15 protein-coding genes are annotated in these 15540 nt (G+C 56.4%); 12 read left to right on the forward strand and 3 right to left on the reverse strand.

Going from position 1 to position 15540, the window contains the following annotated elements:
* Positions 1 to 105: 105 nt before the first annotated feature.
* Positions 106 to 1083: an HTH-type transcriptional regulator CysB gene (gene cysB / locus SIC19_RS18910; protein ID WP_041333274.1), complete on the forward strand. Its 978-nt coding sequence runs from the start codon at positions 106 to 108 to the stop codon at positions 1081 to 1083.
* A gap of 26 nt (positions 1084 to 1109) precedes the next feature.
* Here cysB and SIC19_RS18915 read toward each other — a convergent pair whose 3' ends face one another.
* A complete protein-coding gene (locus tag SIC19_RS18915; protein WP_007152588.1) occupies positions 1110 to 1832 on the reverse strand; it encodes a phosphoadenylyl-sulfate reductase in 723 nt (240 codons plus the stop codon).
* Between the two features lie 199 nt (positions 1833 to 2031).
* Between SIC19_RS18915 and thrH the strand changes: the two genes are divergently transcribed.
* Entirely contained in the window at positions 2032 to 2643 is a 612-nt protein-coding gene (thrH, locus tag SIC19_RS18920; RefSeq protein ID WP_041333276.1) for a bifunctional phosphoserine phosphatase/homoserine phosphotransferase ThrH, read from the forward strand.
* Between the two features lie 64 nt (positions 2644 to 2707).
* On the opposite strand, the gene pabB is transcribed toward thrH, so the two are convergent.
* Positions 2708 to 4006 carry an aminodeoxychorismate synthase component I gene (pabB, locus tag SIC19_RS18925; protein ID WP_083637183.1) on the reverse strand — a complete coding sequence of 433 codons (1299 nt, stop codon included), beginning with the start codon at positions 4004 to 4006 and terminating at the stop codon, positions 2708 to 2710.
* Positions 4007 to 4133: 127 nt separating this feature from the next.
* On the opposite strand from pabB, the gene SIC19_RS18930 reads away from it, so the two are divergent.
* Both SIC19_RS18930 and SIC19_RS18935 read left to right on the forward strand, forming a co-directional pair.
* The gene (locus SIC19_RS18930) at positions 4134 to 4727 is read left to right on the forward strand and encodes a hypothetical protein (RefSeq protein ID WP_075195247.1); all 594 of its coding nucleotides are present in this window, start codon (positions 4134 to 4136) and stop codon (positions 4725 to 4727) included.
* Between the two features lie 186 nt (positions 4728 to 4913).
* Positions 4914 to 5864 carry a DUF6160 family protein gene (locus SIC19_RS18935; RefSeq protein WP_041333282.1) on the forward strand — a complete coding sequence of 317 codons (951 nt, stop codon included), beginning with the start codon at positions 4914 to 4916 and terminating at the stop codon, positions 5862 to 5864.
* Positions 5865 to 6004: 140 nt separating this feature from the next.
* On the opposite strand, the gene SIC19_RS18940 is transcribed toward SIC19_RS18935, so the two are convergent.
* Positions 6005 to 6637: a hypothetical protein gene (locus SIC19_RS18940; protein WP_036205472.1), complete on the reverse strand. Its 633-nt coding sequence runs from the start codon at positions 6635 to 6637 to the stop codon at positions 6005 to 6007.
* A gap of 225 nt (positions 6638 to 6862) precedes the next feature.
* Here SIC19_RS18940 and SIC19_RS18945 point away from each other — a divergent pair, with 225 nt between their 5' ends.
* From SIC19_RS18945 to prmB, 8 genes are all read left to right on the forward strand, one after another.
* The gene (locus SIC19_RS18945) at positions 6863 to 7906 is read left to right on the forward strand and encodes a DUF58 domain-containing protein (protein ID WP_127401397.1); all 1044 of its coding nucleotides are present in this window, start codon (positions 6863 to 6865) and stop codon (positions 7904 to 7906) included.
* On the forward strand, positions 7903 to 9981 hold the full coding sequence (locus SIC19_RS18950) for a transglutaminaseTgpA domain-containing protein (RefSeq protein WP_127401395.1): 2079 nt from the start codon (positions 7903 to 7905) through the stop codon (positions 9979 to 9981). The genes SIC19_RS18945 and SIC19_RS18950 overlap by 4 nt, the downstream gene beginning before the upstream one ends.
* Before the next feature lie 25 nt (positions 9982 to 10006).
* Positions 10007 to 11011, forward strand: a complete 1005-nt coding sequence (gene holB, locus SIC19_RS18955) for a DNA polymerase III subunit delta' (RefSeq protein WP_036205475.1) — start codon at positions 10007 to 10009, stop codon at positions 11009 to 11011.
* A 146-nt stretch (positions 11012 to 11157) separates the two neighbouring features.
* The gene (locus SIC19_RS18960; protein WP_412535555.1) at positions 11158 to 11508 is read left to right on the forward strand and encodes a PilZ domain-containing protein; all 351 of its coding nucleotides are present in this window, start codon (positions 11158 to 11160) and stop codon (positions 11506 to 11508) included.
* Positions 11509 to 11516: 8 nt separating this feature from the next.
* Positions 11517 to 12434 (forward strand): alpha/beta fold hydrolase, encoded by a 918-nt coding sequence (locus SIC19_RS18965; RefSeq protein ID WP_075195244.1) that lies wholly within the window; start codon positions 11517 to 11519, stop codon positions 12432 to 12434.
* Positions 12424 to 13326 carry a DUF4892 domain-containing protein gene (locus SIC19_RS18970; protein WP_226909922.1) on the forward strand — a complete coding sequence of 301 codons (903 nt, stop codon included), beginning with the start codon at positions 12424 to 12426 and terminating at the stop codon, positions 13324 to 13326. Before SIC19_RS18965 ends, SIC19_RS18970 begins: the two co-directional genes overlap by 11 nt.
* A 5-nt stretch (positions 13327 to 13331) precedes the next feature.
* Positions 13332 to 14537: a patatin-like phospholipase family protein gene (locus SIC19_RS18975; RefSeq protein WP_036205477.1), complete on the forward strand. Its 1206-nt coding sequence runs from the start codon at positions 13332 to 13334 to the stop codon at positions 14535 to 14537.
* A gap of 94 nt (positions 14538 to 14631) precedes the next feature.
* Positions 14632 to 15516, forward strand: a complete 885-nt coding sequence (gene prmB / locus SIC19_RS18980; RefSeq protein ID WP_036205478.1) for a 50S ribosomal protein L3 N(5)-glutamine methyltransferase — start codon at positions 14632 to 14634, stop codon at positions 15514 to 15516.
* Positions 15517 to 15540: the final 24 nt, after the last annotated feature.

A 15540-nucleotide genomic window follows, 5' to 3' on the forward strand; every position in this document is an offset into this window, starting at 1 on the left:
ATACTCAATAAGAATGAAAAATCACGTTTTTATGCATATTCTTCTAATAAGATCAGCGTATACATGCCCGGTCTGTACCGGGCCTTATGGGGAGCGACAGGGTAGATGAAATTACAACAGTTGCGCTATATCTGGGAAGTTGCGCACCATGATCTCAACGTATCCGCCACTGCCCAGAGTCTGTTTACCTCGCAGCCGGGAATATCCAAGCAGATCCGTCTTCTGGAAGACGAACTGGGCCTGGAAGTTTTCGCGCGCAGCGGCAAACATCTCACTCGTATTACACCTGGCGGTGAAATTATTATTCGTGAGGCGGGTGAAATACTGCGCCGTGTGGAAGGCATCAAGAAAATTGCGCAGGAGTTCAGTAACCAGCGCAAGGGCGACCTGAGCATTGCCACCACCCATACCCAGGCTCGCTACGCGCTGCCGCCCATCATCCAGGGCTTTATTGAGTCCTACCCCGAGGTGTCCCTGCACATGCACCAGGGCACCCCCATGCAGATTTCAGAAATGGCCGCCAATGGCGCGGTGGATTTCGCCATTGCCACCGAGGCCATGGAGTTGTTCAACGACCTGATCATGATGCCGTGCTACAAATGGAACCGCAGCATCATTGTGCCGAAAGATCACCCTTTGGCGCAGAAATCCGAACTGACGTTGCCGGATCTTGCCGAATTTCCGCTGGTCACCTACGTGTTTGGCTTTACCGGCCGTTCGAAGCTGGACGAGGCCTTCCAGGCCCACGGGTTGACCCCGAAAGTGGTGTTTACCGCCGCTGATGCCGATGTGATCAAGACGTATGTGCGGCTGGGTCTTGGGGTTGGCATCATCGCCAGCATGGCGTTCGACGAGCAGAATGACCCCGATCTTGTCTGCCTGGACGCCAGTCAACTCTTCCGTCCGAGCGTGACCCGGATTGGCTTCCGCAAGGGGACGTTCCTGCGCGGTTATATGTACGATTTCATCCAGCGATTTGCTCCGCATCTGACCCGTGAGAGGGTGGATGAAGCGGTGACCCACCAGGGCAGCAGGACGGAGATCGAGGAACTGTTCAACGACATCGATCTGCCGACCTACTGACCTACTGACGGGCCTGGCTGGAAGGTTTATTCGCGGGCGATCAGGTTTCCGGCGTGTAAGCCACACTCCTTCTGCGTGGCTTCTTCCCACCACCAGCGGCCCTCGCGCTCGTGCTGTCCTGGCAGGATAGGGCGTGTGCAGGGTTCGCAGCCAATGCTGACAAAGCCCTTTTCGTGCAGTTTGTTGTAGGGGGCTTCCGTCATACGGATATAGTCCCAGACTTCCTTCGAGCTCCAGTTCGCCAGCGGATTAAACTTTACCAGCGTTTTCTCGTCCGTAGAGAAGGCGTCGTCAATCTGTACCACAGGCACGTCATTGCGGGTGCCGGGGCTCTGGTCCTTGCGCTGGCCGGTAATCCACGCATCAACCGTGGCCAGTTTTCGCCGTAACGGATTGACCTTGCGGATACCGCAGCATTCGCCATGGCCGTCTTCATAGAAACTGAACATGCCCTTGCGGGTGACCAGATCCTGCACTTCCGCAGCATCGGGGAACATCACCTCAATGTTAATGCCATAGTGCTCGCGGACCCGATCAATGAACTGATAGGTTTCCGGATGAAGGCGCGCCGTATCCAGGGTGAATACCTGAAGGTTGTCTGTCAGCTTATGGGCCAACTCAATCAGTGCGACGTCTTCCGCACCGCTGAAGGAAATGGCAATGTTGTCGTACTTCGCCAGAGCGGCCTTGAGGATAGCCCTGGGGCTCGCGCCTTCAAGCTCGGCCTGTAACTGTGCAATGTCCGTCATTTGAAAGGATCACCTGGAGTGTAAATGTGTGATAAATCTACCATTAACCGGCAACAGTCTGAAGGAATGGGGGAGTATATCGTTATAGCCGCACAGATGTACGATGCATTCCGCCCCGGTTTTTCTTATCATACCGCCTGATTCCAATCCCCGGCGGCCTTCGCCGGGCTGACCAGCGTTCAACTATCAGGAGACCATTGTGGAACTCGCGTGCCTTGACCTTGAAGGAGTACTGATCCCGGAAATCTGGATCGCGTTTGCGGAAAAAACCGGCATTGAGGAGCTCAAGGCGACCACCCGCGACATTCCCGATTACGACGTACTGATGCAGCAGCGCCTGAAACTGCTGGACCAGCACGGCTATGGCCTGCCGCAGATTCAGGAAGTGATCGGCGAGCTGGACCCACTGCCCGGCGCACGGGAGTTCCTGGATTGGCTGCGGGAGCGGTTCCAGGTGGTGATTCTTTCCGACACCTTCTATGAATTCGCCATGCCGCTGATGGCCAAGCTGGGCTATCCGGCACTGCTGTGCCACAAGCTGGAAGTAAACGAAGACGGCAGGATTACCGATTATCTGCTGCGCCAGCGTGACCCCAAGCGTCAGTCAGTGCGTGCCTTCCAGCTGCTGAACTACCGTGTTATTGCGGCGGGTGATTCCTACAACGACACCACCATGCTGGGCCAGGCGGAAGCGGGCATCCTGTTTCACGCGCCGAAGAACGTGATCGAGGAGTTCCCCCAGTTCCCGGCGGTACATACGTTTGAAGAGCTTAAGGGCGAGTTTCTGAAGGCCAGCGCCATCCATAACTGATAGCGCGGACAAGAGGCCGGGGCAAGCTCTTTGTCCTGGCTTTTCCTCCTTTGCAATTTGCCCTCTATAACGCTTCCAGTACGCTCATCAGCTTCTGAACCTTGTCCACGGATTCCCGGTACTCATCATCCGGGTCTGAATCCGCGACGATGCCACATCCCGCCCAGCAGTGAATCTTTCCTTCTGAATCCGTCATCAGGGTTCGGATTGCGATATTGCTCTCCAGGTTATTGGAAAAATCCCAACGGAAGACCGAGCCGCAGTAAGGCCCGCGACGATGTGGTTCCAGGTCGTCGATGATCTCCATCGCCCTGCGTTTGGGTGCACCCGTGATAGAGCCCCCGGGGAAGGCAGAGAGAAGGGCTTTTAACGGTGTGTTCTCTGGTTGCAGCCGGCCTTCCACCGTGCTGACCAGTTGATGGACGTTTTCATAGCTTTCGATACTGAAAAGCTGTGGCACCGTGACGGAAAACGGCTCGCAGAATCGCGACAGGTCGTTGCGAATCAAGTCCACGATCATCAGGTTTTCGGCCCGGTCCTTTTCAGCGGCGGCCAGGGATTCGGCGATCCGCTGGTCGTTCGCCGGCGAGTTCAGATCCCGGGGCCGGGTACCCTTGATGGGTTTGCTGATGACCCTGTTGCCATCTTCAATACTCAGGAACAGCTCTGGTGAAATGCTGAGGACCTGATAGGAACCAGCGTTGATGTACGCAGCGTGGGGGACCGGAACGGCCTGGCACAAAGCTCGGAACGCTGTGTACGGCTCGCCCTGGTAGCCGCCGGTGTACTTGTTGGACAGGTTGACCTGATAGCAGTCCCCGGCATGGATATAGCTAAGCACCCGGGATACGCCATTGCGGTAGTGTTCGGCGGGTTGGTCGGCTGTAAATCCCGGGCTGATGTGAAAAGGAGTAGGGCGCGTCGGCTTTTCGCCGGTGAGGTTCAGCACCCGTTCACGGGTTCTATCGTCACACTCGGGATGAAAATCGAGCCTGGGCGAATTGGCACCCGAAACATCCAGCGTCAGCTGCCAGAGATAAAGCCCAATATAGCCATAATCCCTCTCACTGGCCTCGCCGGAGAATCCGGGGACCGTGTGGTTGCCAGCCTCGTAAAACAGGGTGCCCATGATGCCGCCTGCCAGTTCCCGGCTCGACGCTTCAGCCAGTCCTGCCCAAGCCTGCTCCAGCACGTCCGTCAGGCGTGAGAACGATAGCGCGTCCTTGGGGACTGGCCAATGTTTCAGCGGGAACGCCGTGACAATCCGCCGTTGCCTGCCGGCGTCGGTGTAGTCGATAAACCCATGTTGGCTGCTGATCTGTGAAACGAGGCGCTCTGCCTCTTCCGCACTTAATGTTTTCACGATGTTACATACTTAACAAAATCTTGCATGGGTTCACGGTAGCCTGTGCGGCAAGTCACCTGACTTCGGGCTCGAAAAGGCTTGGGCCGGTGCATTCTAAACAATAATCCTAAGGGCAGTAACCAGTATGAAGACTTGTAACGGCATTGGTAAGCGATTTGTCTTGGCGATGATCGCCGGATGTGCGATTTCCACCGCGGCGTTGGCGCAGGATGCGATTGATCGGGAAGATCATGTGCTATCCGATGGCAAGCTGGACGACAAAGACCTGGCCGCGGTGGTTGCGGTTGCTCAGAGGCATCTCAGGGAAATGACGGACCAGGTGGTCAATCAGGCGGGCGATGAACTCGAGGAAGCTGGCATCTTTCGTCCGATGGCTTTCATGGTCATGAAGTCTGACAAGGTTCAACAAATGAGATTGGAAGAGGAAGCTGAGCAGGCCCCTGGAAATGTAAAGGTTTTAATGTATCGCGCTGGGCTAAAGGCCATTGCGCGCCGAGGTGAAATTCATGCGGCGGTCATTGCCTACCCAGGAAGCGTTGAAAAAAATGGCGAGACGATCCGAGCAATGGCTCTGGAGCATGAGCATAGGCTTGGAGTTTCTGGAATCAAGCTGATACCGGTCAGATTGGAGGATGGTGAAGCAAGTTTCGGTGAACCGATGTCTCAGGATAAGCCATTTCAGATCTTCTATGATGCAAAAAAGGAGAGTGACGAATGAGCCAAGTGCATGAATTTATAGTGAATAAGTTGCTTTTATTAAGAACTGCTTTGTTTTGTGACAATTTGTGAATGCATTCACGGAACCAGAGTGTAAAACAATCTTAAATGGAGTGGTGAGGTTGAGCCTCACAACAAAGTTAAAAAGTTCAACTGGATAACAATAAGTTCAATCAAGGAGAACAATATGAAAGGCCTGAAGAAACTTGCACTGGCAACAGCCGTTGCCGCTGCGCCCTTCGCCGCTCAAGCCGAGCTGCAGGCGATGGACGACAGCATGATGGGTAACGTCACCGGTCAGGCCGGTGTGACCATTGAGCTGGAAACTCAGGTAAACATTGGTCAGTTTACCTACACGGACGAAGGTACATTCGCCGTAAAGGACATCGCTCTCGGTGGTGCGTTGGCCAGTAGCTCTCAGTCTGCAGCTGACTATGCCGCAGCTACCGGTGCAGGCGCTTTGCTGGACCAACTGAAAATCGACATCGACATCGCTGACGATGGCGACGCTGTCATTCACGTTGGTTCCCTGCAAACCGACGGCAGTGGTAACCCTGTACCCATCGACTGGGGTTTCACCGCTGGATCCATGGAGCTTAACGGTAACGGTGGCGAAAACACCGTTCTGGTTTCGAACATGGACGCCTGGGGTCTCCTCGGTGCTCTGGATATCCGTGTAGATACGGATAACGTTACAGACGGAGCTGGAAACGAAATGGCGGGCACCGGCACCCTTAATTTGGATGCAGCGTTCACCGTTAACGAAATGAGCTTCGATGTTGACTTCCTCGGCGTTGGTGTCCGCGGAATGACCATCAATAGCTCCGAGTCTGGCGGTGAAGTGCTTGGGGCCGCTGGTCTGGCAGCTGTATTCGCGGAAGATCCTACTGCTCCGACCGCTGAAGAGCAGCGCAAGATCGGATTGGCGCAGGCTGGATTTGCAATCATCGGCCTGGACATCTACAAGGGTGACGGTCTCGGTGCTTCCACAGCGACCAACGTACTGCGTGTAGATGTTGATGACGTCCTGATGGACATCAACGTTGCCGAAACCGTTATCGGCGGTGCAAACATCGGTACTATCGGTATCGACAACCTGCACATCAGCAACACCAAGCTGGCTGTATACGGAAAATAAGCTGATCGCATAACACCTCTGGTGTGAACGCCCCGCCCTGCGGGGCGTTTTTTTTTGCCTGCTATAAAGTGCAGGCAAAAAAAGAGCGGTGACTCGCAAGGAGTTACCGCTCTTTGTGTTTCGGACCTGTAGAGATAGTTTTAGCGATCCGGCACCGCTATAGACAGATCAAACCCACCGCCAGGACGGGGTGTTAATGTGATCGGGCCTTCGTTAATGCCATGGGGCACCTGGATCGTATCAATACCCGGCGGGTTGCCAATGGTGAAGTTCAGGTTCTGGCCGTCAAACCCAACGCCCAGTTGATCGTTCAGAAAGGTCTGGCTGAATGGCTCGTCGGGTATTTGGGCCTGCTGTCCGAAAATAATGGGCGGAATGGTTGGGGTGAACTCCGCTGGGGGCTGCACCCGGGCGAGTTCTTCCTGGGGCAGCAGCAGAGCGCGCCGGAGGAACTCCTCTTCCGCGCTCTCAAGGGCACCTTTCTTGCCTTCCCGTTCGAAGCGTTCAAGGGCTTCGCGATAGGCTTCCTCTTCCGCTTCCGTTAGCACCGGCTCACCCGGAGAAATGGTCAGGGAGCGGATAATCTGCTGCCGGTCCGCGTCGGTTTTCTGCCGTTCTTTAGGCACCACGATGACGGCGGAATCCTTCACGTAGGTTTCAACCATTTCGTCAGAGGTCAGGGTCTGCACCCCGGCCATCAGCGGGGAGCTAAACGAAACAGCCAGGCTGGCCGTACCAGCCAGAGCGATGTACAAGGGTGTTCGGCGGTTCATGGCGTAGCCTCTTGCCGTGTCCAAACGCGAAATGGAGGCGCTTCCGACACTAAACTGCAGTCAGTATGCTCCTTGGTTGCAGTATTCTTCTCAGAGATTCGGATTTCAAGGCGATTTTGTGGTGTTTGTGATCAGAATCGGACTATTGTCAGTATTCTTCTGTAAAACCGCGCAAACGTGTTTATATAACAGGCGTAACCATCCAGTTTTTGTAACAGGACTCTTATGTTGAAGGCATTTCGTTCGCGATGGCAGCGCTGGGTCAACCAGCGGATTCCGCGAGCCGATCAGCGAATATTCGGACAGCGCAATGTTTTTATCCTGCCCACGGGTGCCGGGGTGGTGTTTGCCGGTTTACTGTTGATCATGCTGATTACCGGAATTAACTACCAGAACAGCCTGATATACATGCTCACATTTCTGTTGGGCGCAGTAGTTGTTGCGGCCATGCACCAGACCCACCGCAACCTGTCGGGGCTGGAACTGACACTCATACAGGCCGGTGATGGCTTTACCGGCGATACGATACCCTTCCGTTTAAGGGCTGTGTCGCCCCGTCATGATTCGCTGGCGATATCCCTGTTCTGCGATGACAGTCAACTCGAAAACCAGCACGTGCCAGCCGGGCAGCAGGAGGATATGACCCTGGCGATACCGTCCTATCAACGTGGCTACCTGCAGCCGGAACGTATCCGCGTGGAAACCCGCTTTCCTTTTGGCCTTTTCAAGGCCTGGTCCTGGCTGCGGCCGGTCACGTCCGGCATTGTCTATCCAAACCCTCTGGCCGCCCCGGATGTGACCAGCACGGTTCAGGACGGAGAGGAGCAATCGAAGGCCCGCTCGACGGATGGGAATGACCATGCCGACATTCGGCCCTGGCGGGAGGGGGATCTGAGCCAGAGGGTTCAGTGGAAACGATACGCCCGTACCGGTGAGATGGTGATTACCGACTGGGAAGGTGAACAGGGCAGCCCCCACTGGCTTGATTACGACGCTTTCAGGGGCGTGGACCGTGAGCTGCGCCTGGGTTACCTGGCTCATCAGGTGATGGAACGGGCCCGCAAGAACAGCCGTTTCGGGTTGAATCTGCCGGGGCAGGTGATTGAACCTGACACCGGTGCTGCTCACGCCAACCGGTGCCTTAAGGCGCTGGCCATCTTTGGCCTTGAACAACCAAGGGAAGGTGGTCCTCTGCCCCATGGTACCCGCTCCGAAGAGGTTGGGAATCGGACCTCTGCGTCGTCTGGTTTCGGGGAGGGACGGGCATGATTCGCAGGTTCCTGAGTAATTCGCCGAGTTCACGCTCCTTACAGGCTGCGGAATTGGTATCGGGCCGCGCGTTGATATGGCTGATCGCAGGCTTTGGGTTGTTACTGATTCCCCAGTGGGACCGATTGCCGATCTGGCTGGTGGCCAGTTGCGCTGTACTTGCTGGCTGGCGGTGGCTGGCGCAATCCGGGCAGGTCAGGTTACCGGGAAGGTGGATGCGTACCGGGATCATGCTGGTACTGGTGGCCGTTTATATCGCAACTGTGCAGGGGCGTTTCACCGTTGATACTGCGGCGTCGTTTTTTGTGCTGGCGGTGGGGCTTAAATGGCTTGAGACCCGATCCACCCGGGATTTCTATGTGCTGTTTTTTATCCTGGTGTACCTGGCGACAGTCAACTTTCTGTTTCATCAGGAGATTCACTGGAGTGTCATTAACATTGCGGGCGTTGCCTTATTGTTAATCGGCCTGCAGGTGGTGAATGCGCCGGAAATTCCCGGTGCCATGAAGAAGGGATGGCGGCGCTTGGGGCTGATGCTGGTTAAGACCTTGCCGATTGTAGTGCTCCTGTTCGTGTTCTTCCCGCGCATGTCGCCGCTCTGGAGTGTGCCGCTGGTTTCCGGCGAAGCCCGAACTGGAATCAGCGACACCATGACTCCCGGTGATATCTCGAGTCTCGCCCAGAGCAGTGAGCGAGCCTTTCGCGTCACCTTTGGCGGTGAGTTACCGGCCTACCGGGACCGATATTGGCGCGGGCTTATCCTGGATCGCCTTGACGGAGACACTTGGCAACAGGGCCTTGGAAAGCCGTTTCGCCGGCTTGGCCGTGTTGACGTTGATGGTGGCGTAGGGACGCTCGGGCCCAACCAGTACGAGGTGTTATTGGAACCCACGGACCAGACCTGGGCCTTTGCTCTGGAGAACTCCAGGGCGGTCTCCAATAATGTAAAGCAAACGGATGAGAATCTGTTCCGGTTTGACCGGCCGGCTGACAGCGCGGTCCGTTACCGGATGGAGTTGGTCGGGAACCAAACAACGGAGGATGCCAGTGCGGAGCCCGATAACCTTCAGCGTTATCTACAGTTACCACAAAGCGGCAACCCGAGGGCAAGGGCGTTCGGGCAACAACTGGCTGGCCAACACGACAACCCTCAGGCAGTGGTGCAGCAGCTTCTGACCCGTTTCCGGGAGCAGGCCTATTTCTACACCCTGCGCCCACCCGCTATGCCCGTGGATGGCATCGACAGCCTGTTATTCGATGAAAAGCGGGGTTTCTGTGCCCACTACGCCGGGGCTACCACGTTTGTGTTGCGCGCAGCGGGTATTCCGGCCCGAGTGGTGGTCGGATATCAGGGTGGGTCACCCGGCGCAGATGACGAATATCTGATTGTGCGGCAGTACGATGCCCATGCCTGGGTGGAAGCGTGGTTCCCCGGCCAGGGTTGGGTGCGGGTGGACCCGACAGCTGCCATTGCTCCCGAGCGTATTGAGTTTGGTCTACGGGAGGCGGTGGCTGAGGAAGGCTCGTTCCTTGAGAACGATTGGACATCGCCACAGCGCTACGGCGATTTGGCGATGCTGCAGTGGGCTTCCCTGCAGCTCGATAAGATTAATTACCACTGGCAGCGCTGGGTTGTCGGATATCAGGGGCAGTCACAGATGGACCTGATGTCGCGTTTGCCTGGAGGGATAGGAATGCGGGAGCTTGGCTATATTACCGCGGGCATTGTCGGTATGGCGCTGTTACTGGCGGGTTTGGTTACCGCCTGGCAGTACCGTCGCGTGGAAAGCCGGGACCCGCTTGGTCGTCTCGTCAGCCGCTGGTATCGGTTGTGTGACCGTTCGGGAGTGCCTGTACGTCACGGTGAAACACCCTCCCAACTGGCCTCAAGGCTTGCCCGGGCAAAACCCGCGGCGGCCGGCACAGCAACGGCTTTTGCCCGATTGATCAACAAACATTACTATGGCCGGGGTTCCGAAACCGGTCATCATGGCGAACTGGCGAAAATGAAGCGATTGCTGGCCACGATGAAACGACAGGCGGATCGACCGTCAACCAGTTCATCAAAGGGGTGAATACGTGAACGCATCCATAGCAACCATGGCATGGCTTGAAGACGCCTGGAGCCGACTGCTCCAACGCATCGCCGGCAACAGGATGCCCCATGCCCTGATGGTGACGGGCGAGAACGGCGTGGGAAAGCGTCTGTTTGCCAACGCGCTGGCCGGGTTGCTGGTCTGTGAAAAGGCGGATATGGACGCAGGGTCCCCTTGTGGCATCTGTAAGCAGTGCGAGCTGGTTGCCGCGGGCACCCATCCGGATATCCGAATTTACGCACCGGAAAAATCACGGATGATCAAGATTGATCAGATTCGTGCGCTGTCCGCATTCGCGGTCGGCTCTCCCCAGGTGGCCTCCCGCAAGGTGGCCATTATTGATCGGGCGGACCAGTTGAACATCAATTCCGCCAACGCGTTGCTGAAAACCCTGGAAGAACCCGCCGAAGATGTGGTGCTTCTGCTGCTGCAGGAGAGTGGCAGGCCGGTATTGCCGACGATCCGTTCCCGCTGCCAGAGTTTGCTGATTGCTACGCCGGACAGAGATCAGGCTGCTGGCTGGCTGGCGACGGCGGTCAAAGCGATGGATGGCGACAACAGACCAACGCCGGAGCAATGCGCCAAGGCGCTGGTACTGGCAGCCAATGCGCCGCGGCTGGCCCTGGAATATGCTACCGGAGAGTTTATTAGCCTGCGGGATGAGGCGTTGGACAACTTCCGCCATTTCATGAAGGGTCAGCTCACTCTTTCCGAGGCTGCAAAGCCGTTCAAGGCAATGGGGCTTGAAAGTGCTCTATGGCTATTTGAAGGCTGGGCTGGTGACCTGGCCCGCATCAGTGCCGGGGGGCAGCCCCGGGATGCGGAAGCGGCGGACATGTTAACGTTCCTTGCCAGAAACAATCCTTCCTGGCGGGCCCATGAACTCCTGGATGCGATCCACGAGTCCAGGTCTGCCGGCGTTTACAACGTGAACCCTGAGTTGGAAGCGGGCCGATTGCTGATCGCATGGCAGAAACTCATGCCGCGCCGCAGGCCAGCTGCGGGATAAACGGAGTGACCAATGGCGCGGCAGGATAGGGCAGTGATTAACAACTACTGCTATGATTGCGGAATATCAGGAGTTTATTGACTCCGGTTGTTATCAATCCGGTTGCTATCAATACAGAGCTATCAATACAGAGAAAGGTGTTTACTATGGGGCCTGGTTTTGGCGCACGCAGTGGCATTCTCACGCTGACCATCAAGGACAAGGCGGTACTCTACGCCGCCTACATGCCTTATATCCGGCAGGGCGGGTTGTTTATTCCCACGCAAAAACAGTATCAATTGGGCGATGAAGTGTTCCTGTTGCTCAACCTGATGGATGAGCCGGAAAAAATCCCCGTGGCGGGCAAGATGATCTGGATTACCCCGAAGGGTGCCCAGGGCAACCGTGCAGCGGGCATTGGTGTGCAGTTCGATGGTGAAGACGAAACCGCGCGTACCAAAATCGAGTCCTACCTGGCGGGTTCATTGAGCTCGGATCGACCCACCCACACTATGTAAGCGCTTCAATGAACGACACCATTCTGGAAACCCCACCTGATACAACAATGACGTGTCGGGAAATCAACTGGTCTCTTAAACACATCGACCTGGCAGGCCTGCACTGGCCCGCTGCCACGGCCTCTGAAACCTGGCCGGTGCTGATGATCCACGGCTGGCTGGATAACGCCCTGTCATTCGCCAGATTGGCCCCGGCGTTGGCGGGAAATCGCGATGTGTACTCCCTCGATATGGCTGGGCACGGGCGTTCCGGGCACCGGCCTGAAGGCCAGGGTTACCAGTTGATGGATTATGTGGCGGACCTGGCAGAACTGGTTGAGACCCATTTCAAAGACTCGCCGAAAGGGCAGATTGATCTGGTGGGTCATTCACTCGGCGGGATTGTCAGCGTGCTCTACGCGGCGGCGTTTCCGGAACGGGTGCGTCGGTTGGTCATGATCGACAGCATTGGGCCGATCAGTCGTAAACCGGATGAGGTGATCGATCAGATGCGCAAGTCGATCATCAAACGAATGACGGGTTCAGGGAAAGCGGTCGTATACCCTGACATAGAGTTGGCAGCCAAGGCTCGGGAGGGTGGCATGATCCCCCTGTCGCCAGAAGCCGCGAGAATGCTGGTAACGCGGAGCATGAAGTCTTCCGGTGATGGTTTCGTGTGGCAAACCGATCCGCGTTTGCGCCATCCATCGATGATAATGATGGACGAAGCGCAAGTGACCGCTTGCCTGAAGAAAGTAGTCACGCCAACACGTTTCCTGCGTGCGACGCAGGGGCTCCTGGCCAGTCGCCCGGAACTTGATTCACGTTTGGATGCGATCGCGAACCTGGATGTGGTGGCCGTGCCCGGAGGCCACCATTGCCACCTGGACGGGAATGTTGAACCCGTCATTGATGCAGTCAGAGGCTTTTTAGACGATGCAGAATAAGCGCTTGTCGCAGTCAGTAGTGTGGGTCGCCGCCATGTTCATGGGGTTTTCGACCATGGTGTCGGCGCAAATGCCACCGCCGGAACCGTTTCCGGAGGCGCGCCTTGATCAGGAAATCAGCATCAAGTCGCCGGGGCACCTGGTGTTGTTCAGCCCGGTTCGTGAGGTGAACAACGAGATCCGCTCCGCGTCCATGGCCCGGCTCCCGGTCAAGGGCGTCGGGCAGTTATATGAAGTCCAGGGCGGTGCCAACCGGGAAGAGGCTCGCGATCACTATCTAAGGGAACTGCAGGCCCGTGGCGCCCAGATACTGTTTGAATGTTCCGGAAGGAATTGCGGGCGCAGTAACGTGTGGGCCAACCAGATTTTTGATCAATCCAGTCTCTATGGGCGGGACAACAATCAGGACTATCTTGTTGCCGGTTCGGTCGATGAGAATGGCCAGCCGTGGCTGACGCTGGTGTATACGGTTACCCGCGCCAACCAGCGCCAGTTTGTCTGGGTTGAACATTTGGTCGCGCCTCAGGGAACTGATATTCCGGGAATGGGCAACGAAAGCGCCAGAATCAAGGGGCCGGTGATTGTGCCCTGGCAGGGTGGCATCACCTACCGCTTTGAGTGGAGCGGTGCCGACCGGCGCATCATCAATGACTGGGCCGGCGACGCTGAAGCCCGGGTAGTACTGACGGCCTATTCCCAGCTCAAGGATAATGAAACCCTGGAAGCGTCTATGGAGCGGGCAGAGGCTGCAGCGCAGTCACTTTCCCAGGTGTTGGCCAAAAGTGGCGTTTCCGAAAGCCGCCAGATGATCATTACGGTTGGCCCCACGGTTGTGATACCAAATCCCGATCGGCAAGGTGACCGGGTTGAAGTGATGGTGATTACGAGGTGAAGGGAATGAACAGGCCATCCGGGACAGAGCTTCAGGACGAAGATCAGAAGCCGGCAGACGATATCTCCCAGATTGTCACGAGCACCGGAATATCCGCTGCTCAGTCGGCGTCCGAGAAAGGCGATCCCCGGCCGACGGCGCCCGGCAAGGGCAAGACCGTAGCGCTGACTCTTGGCAGTGGCGGGGCCAGGGGCTATGCCCATATAGGTGCGATCGAGATACTGGTGGAAAGAGGCTACGACATTGTCGCCATTTCCGGCTGTTCCATGGGAGCCTTGATCGGGGGCGTGTTTGCAGCCGGCAAGATGAAGGATTACAAGGACTGGGTAACTGGCCTGGGCCAGTTCGATGTGCTGAAACTGCTGGATGTGACTTTTAGCTCCGTCGGCGCCATTCGTGGAGAAAAGATATTCTCCGTGGTGCGGGAAATGATTGGAAATACCCGAATTGAAGACCTTCCGATCGCCTATACGGCTGTGGCGACGGATCTCCTTGCCCATAAGGAAATCTGGTTTCAGGAAGGGCCGCTGGATCAGGCCATCCGGGCGTCGGTTGCCATACCCAGTGTGGTGACGCCTCTGGTGTTGAATGGCCGCGTGCTGGTGGACGGCGCCTTGCTCAATCCACTGCCGATCATTCCGACCATTTCCTCCCATGCCGATATGATTGTGGCCGTAAACCTCAGTGGCGAAGATGACCGCGGGCGGCGATTGCCGGATGCGGCGTTTGCAAACCCTGACGACGATGATACCGAGGAATGGGTCGAAAAAATCCGTGATAAGGCCTCCCGCTGGTTTGACTGGGATGCCCTGAAGACCTTCAGTACCAAGAAAGAGGGTGGTTCGTCGGCTTCACCGGAAGAGAAAATCAGCAAGGCGGTGGCGAAGAACGAGCACAATAAAAAGACGCCCGCGATAAAATCGGAACCGAAGAAACATCAGGATGATCACGAGACCATTGACTGGGATAAGCTGGGTATTGGCAAGTTCGATGTCATGAACCTGACCGTCGAAACCATGCAAAGCGCCTTGGTACAATACAAGATCGCTGGGTATCCACCCGATTTGCTGGTGAACATTCCCAAGAACGCCAGCCGCAGCTATGACTACCACAAGGCGCCCGAATTGATTCAGCTTGGACGGGAACGTATGGCCGCCGCGTTGGACCGGTACGAAGAGAACCAGAACAGCTCTGGCCCGATGGCGATATGACCCTGAAACCGCAATTGCGGCGGTGGGCTGCAGCCTGTGCCGGAAAGAGCGTATAATTCAGCGCCTTGATCATTTCCGAACAGGATGAGCGTGCGTGAGTAACCCCATTGATGACCTGCACACCGTCAGAGACTACCTGAGGTACGTTTCTTCTCGTTTTGCCGATTCGCCTCTTTATTTTGGCCACGGCACTGACAACGTGTGGGATGAGTCTGTGCAACTGGTTATGCGCAGCCTCCATTTGCCTCTGGAAAACAATACCCTGTTTCTGGATGCGCGGCTGACCCGTGAAGAACGTGCGCTGATCCTTGATCGCATGCAACGCCGTATTGACGACAGGGTTCCCTTGGCTTATCTGTTGGGTGAAGCCTGGTTTATGGGGCTGCCATTTCATGTGGATGAACGCGTGCTGGTGCCGCGTTCACCATTGGGAGAGCTGATTCAAGGCGGGTTGCAACCCTGGTTGGGTAACAAACCCGTGGGCAGGATCCTGGACTTGTGTACTGGCAGTGGCTGTATTGGCATTGCAGCCGCGAGCGTATTCGAGGACGCCGAGGTGGACCTTGCGGATATCTCTACCGACGCCCTCGACGTGGCCGCGGTCAATATCGATTATCACGAGGTTGGTGACCGGGTAAGCACCGTACGGTCCGATGTGTTCGATGGGCTTGAAGGTCGATACGATGTCATCCTCAGCAACCCTCCCTATGTGGACGCTGACGATATTGCGGATATGCCGGCGGAGTATGGCCACGAACCGGAACTTGGCCTTGCTGCCGGGGGAGATGGGCTGGACATCGCTCATCGGATACTCGCGAGGGCAGCCGATTACCTGAACCCGGGTGGCCTCTTGATTGTTGAGGTCGGGAATAGCTGGGTGGCGTTGCAGGAAGCCTATCCGGATATGCCGTTTACCTGGCTGGAATTTGAGAATGGCGGCGACGGTGTGTTTCTGTTGACTGCTGAAGACCTACATTAAATACCCTGGATAAGATACTGAATC

The sequence above is a fragment of the Marinobacter sp. MIT930201 genome, assembly GCF_047122665.1.
GTDB classification, from domain to species: domain Bacteria; phylum Pseudomonadota; class Gammaproteobacteria; order Pseudomonadales; family Oleiphilaceae; genus Marinobacter; species Marinobacter salarius.

Bases quoted from the DNA above. Each gene is read 5' to 3' on its own strand.
- SIC19_RS18960 (WP_412535555.1), top strand. From the start codon at position 11,158: ATGGGGCCTGGTTTTGGCGCACGCAGTGGCATTCTCACGCTGACCATC.
- SIC19_RS18935 (WP_041333282.1), top strand. From the start codon at position 4,914: ATGAAAGGCCTGAAGAAACTTGCACTGGCAACAGCCGTTGCCGCTGCG.
- SIC19_RS18945 (WP_127401397.1), top strand. From the start codon at position 6,863: ATGTTGAAGGCATTTCGTTCGCGATGGCAGCGCTGGGTCAACCAGCGG.
- SIC19_RS18965 (WP_075195244.1), top strand. From the start codon at position 11,517: ATGAACGACACCATTCTGGAAACCCCACCTGATACAACAATGACGTGT.
- SIC19_RS18970 (WP_226909922.1), top strand. From the start codon at position 12,424: ATGCAGAATAAGCGCTTGTCGCAGTCAGTAGTGTGGGTCGCCGCCATG.
- SIC19_RS18915 (WP_007152588.1), bottom strand. From the start codon at position 1,832: ATGACGGACATTGCACAGTTACAGGCCGAGCTTGAAGGCGCGAGCCCC.
- SIC19_RS18975 (WP_036205477.1), top strand. From the start codon at position 13,332: ATGAACAGGCCATCCGGGACAGAGCTTCAGGACGAAGATCAGAAGCCG.
- SIC19_RS18930 (WP_075195247.1), top strand. From the start codon at position 4,134: ATGAAGACTTGTAACGGCATTGGTAAGCGATTTGTCTTGGCGATGATC.
- SIC19_RS18940 (WP_036205472.1), bottom strand. From the start codon at position 6,637: ATGAACCGCCGAACACCCTTGTACATCGCTCTGGCTGGTACGGCCAGC.
- cysB (WP_041333274.1), top strand. From the start codon at position 106: ATGAAATTACAACAGTTGCGCTATATCTGGGAAGTTGCGCACCATGAT.
- SIC19_RS18950 (WP_127401395.1), top strand. From the start codon at position 7,903: ATGATTCGCAGGTTCCTGAGTAATTCGCCGAGTTCACGCTCCTTACAG.
- holB (WP_036205475.1), top strand. From the start codon at position 10,007: ATGGCATGGCTTGAAGACGCCTGGAGCCGACTGCTCCAACGCATCGCC.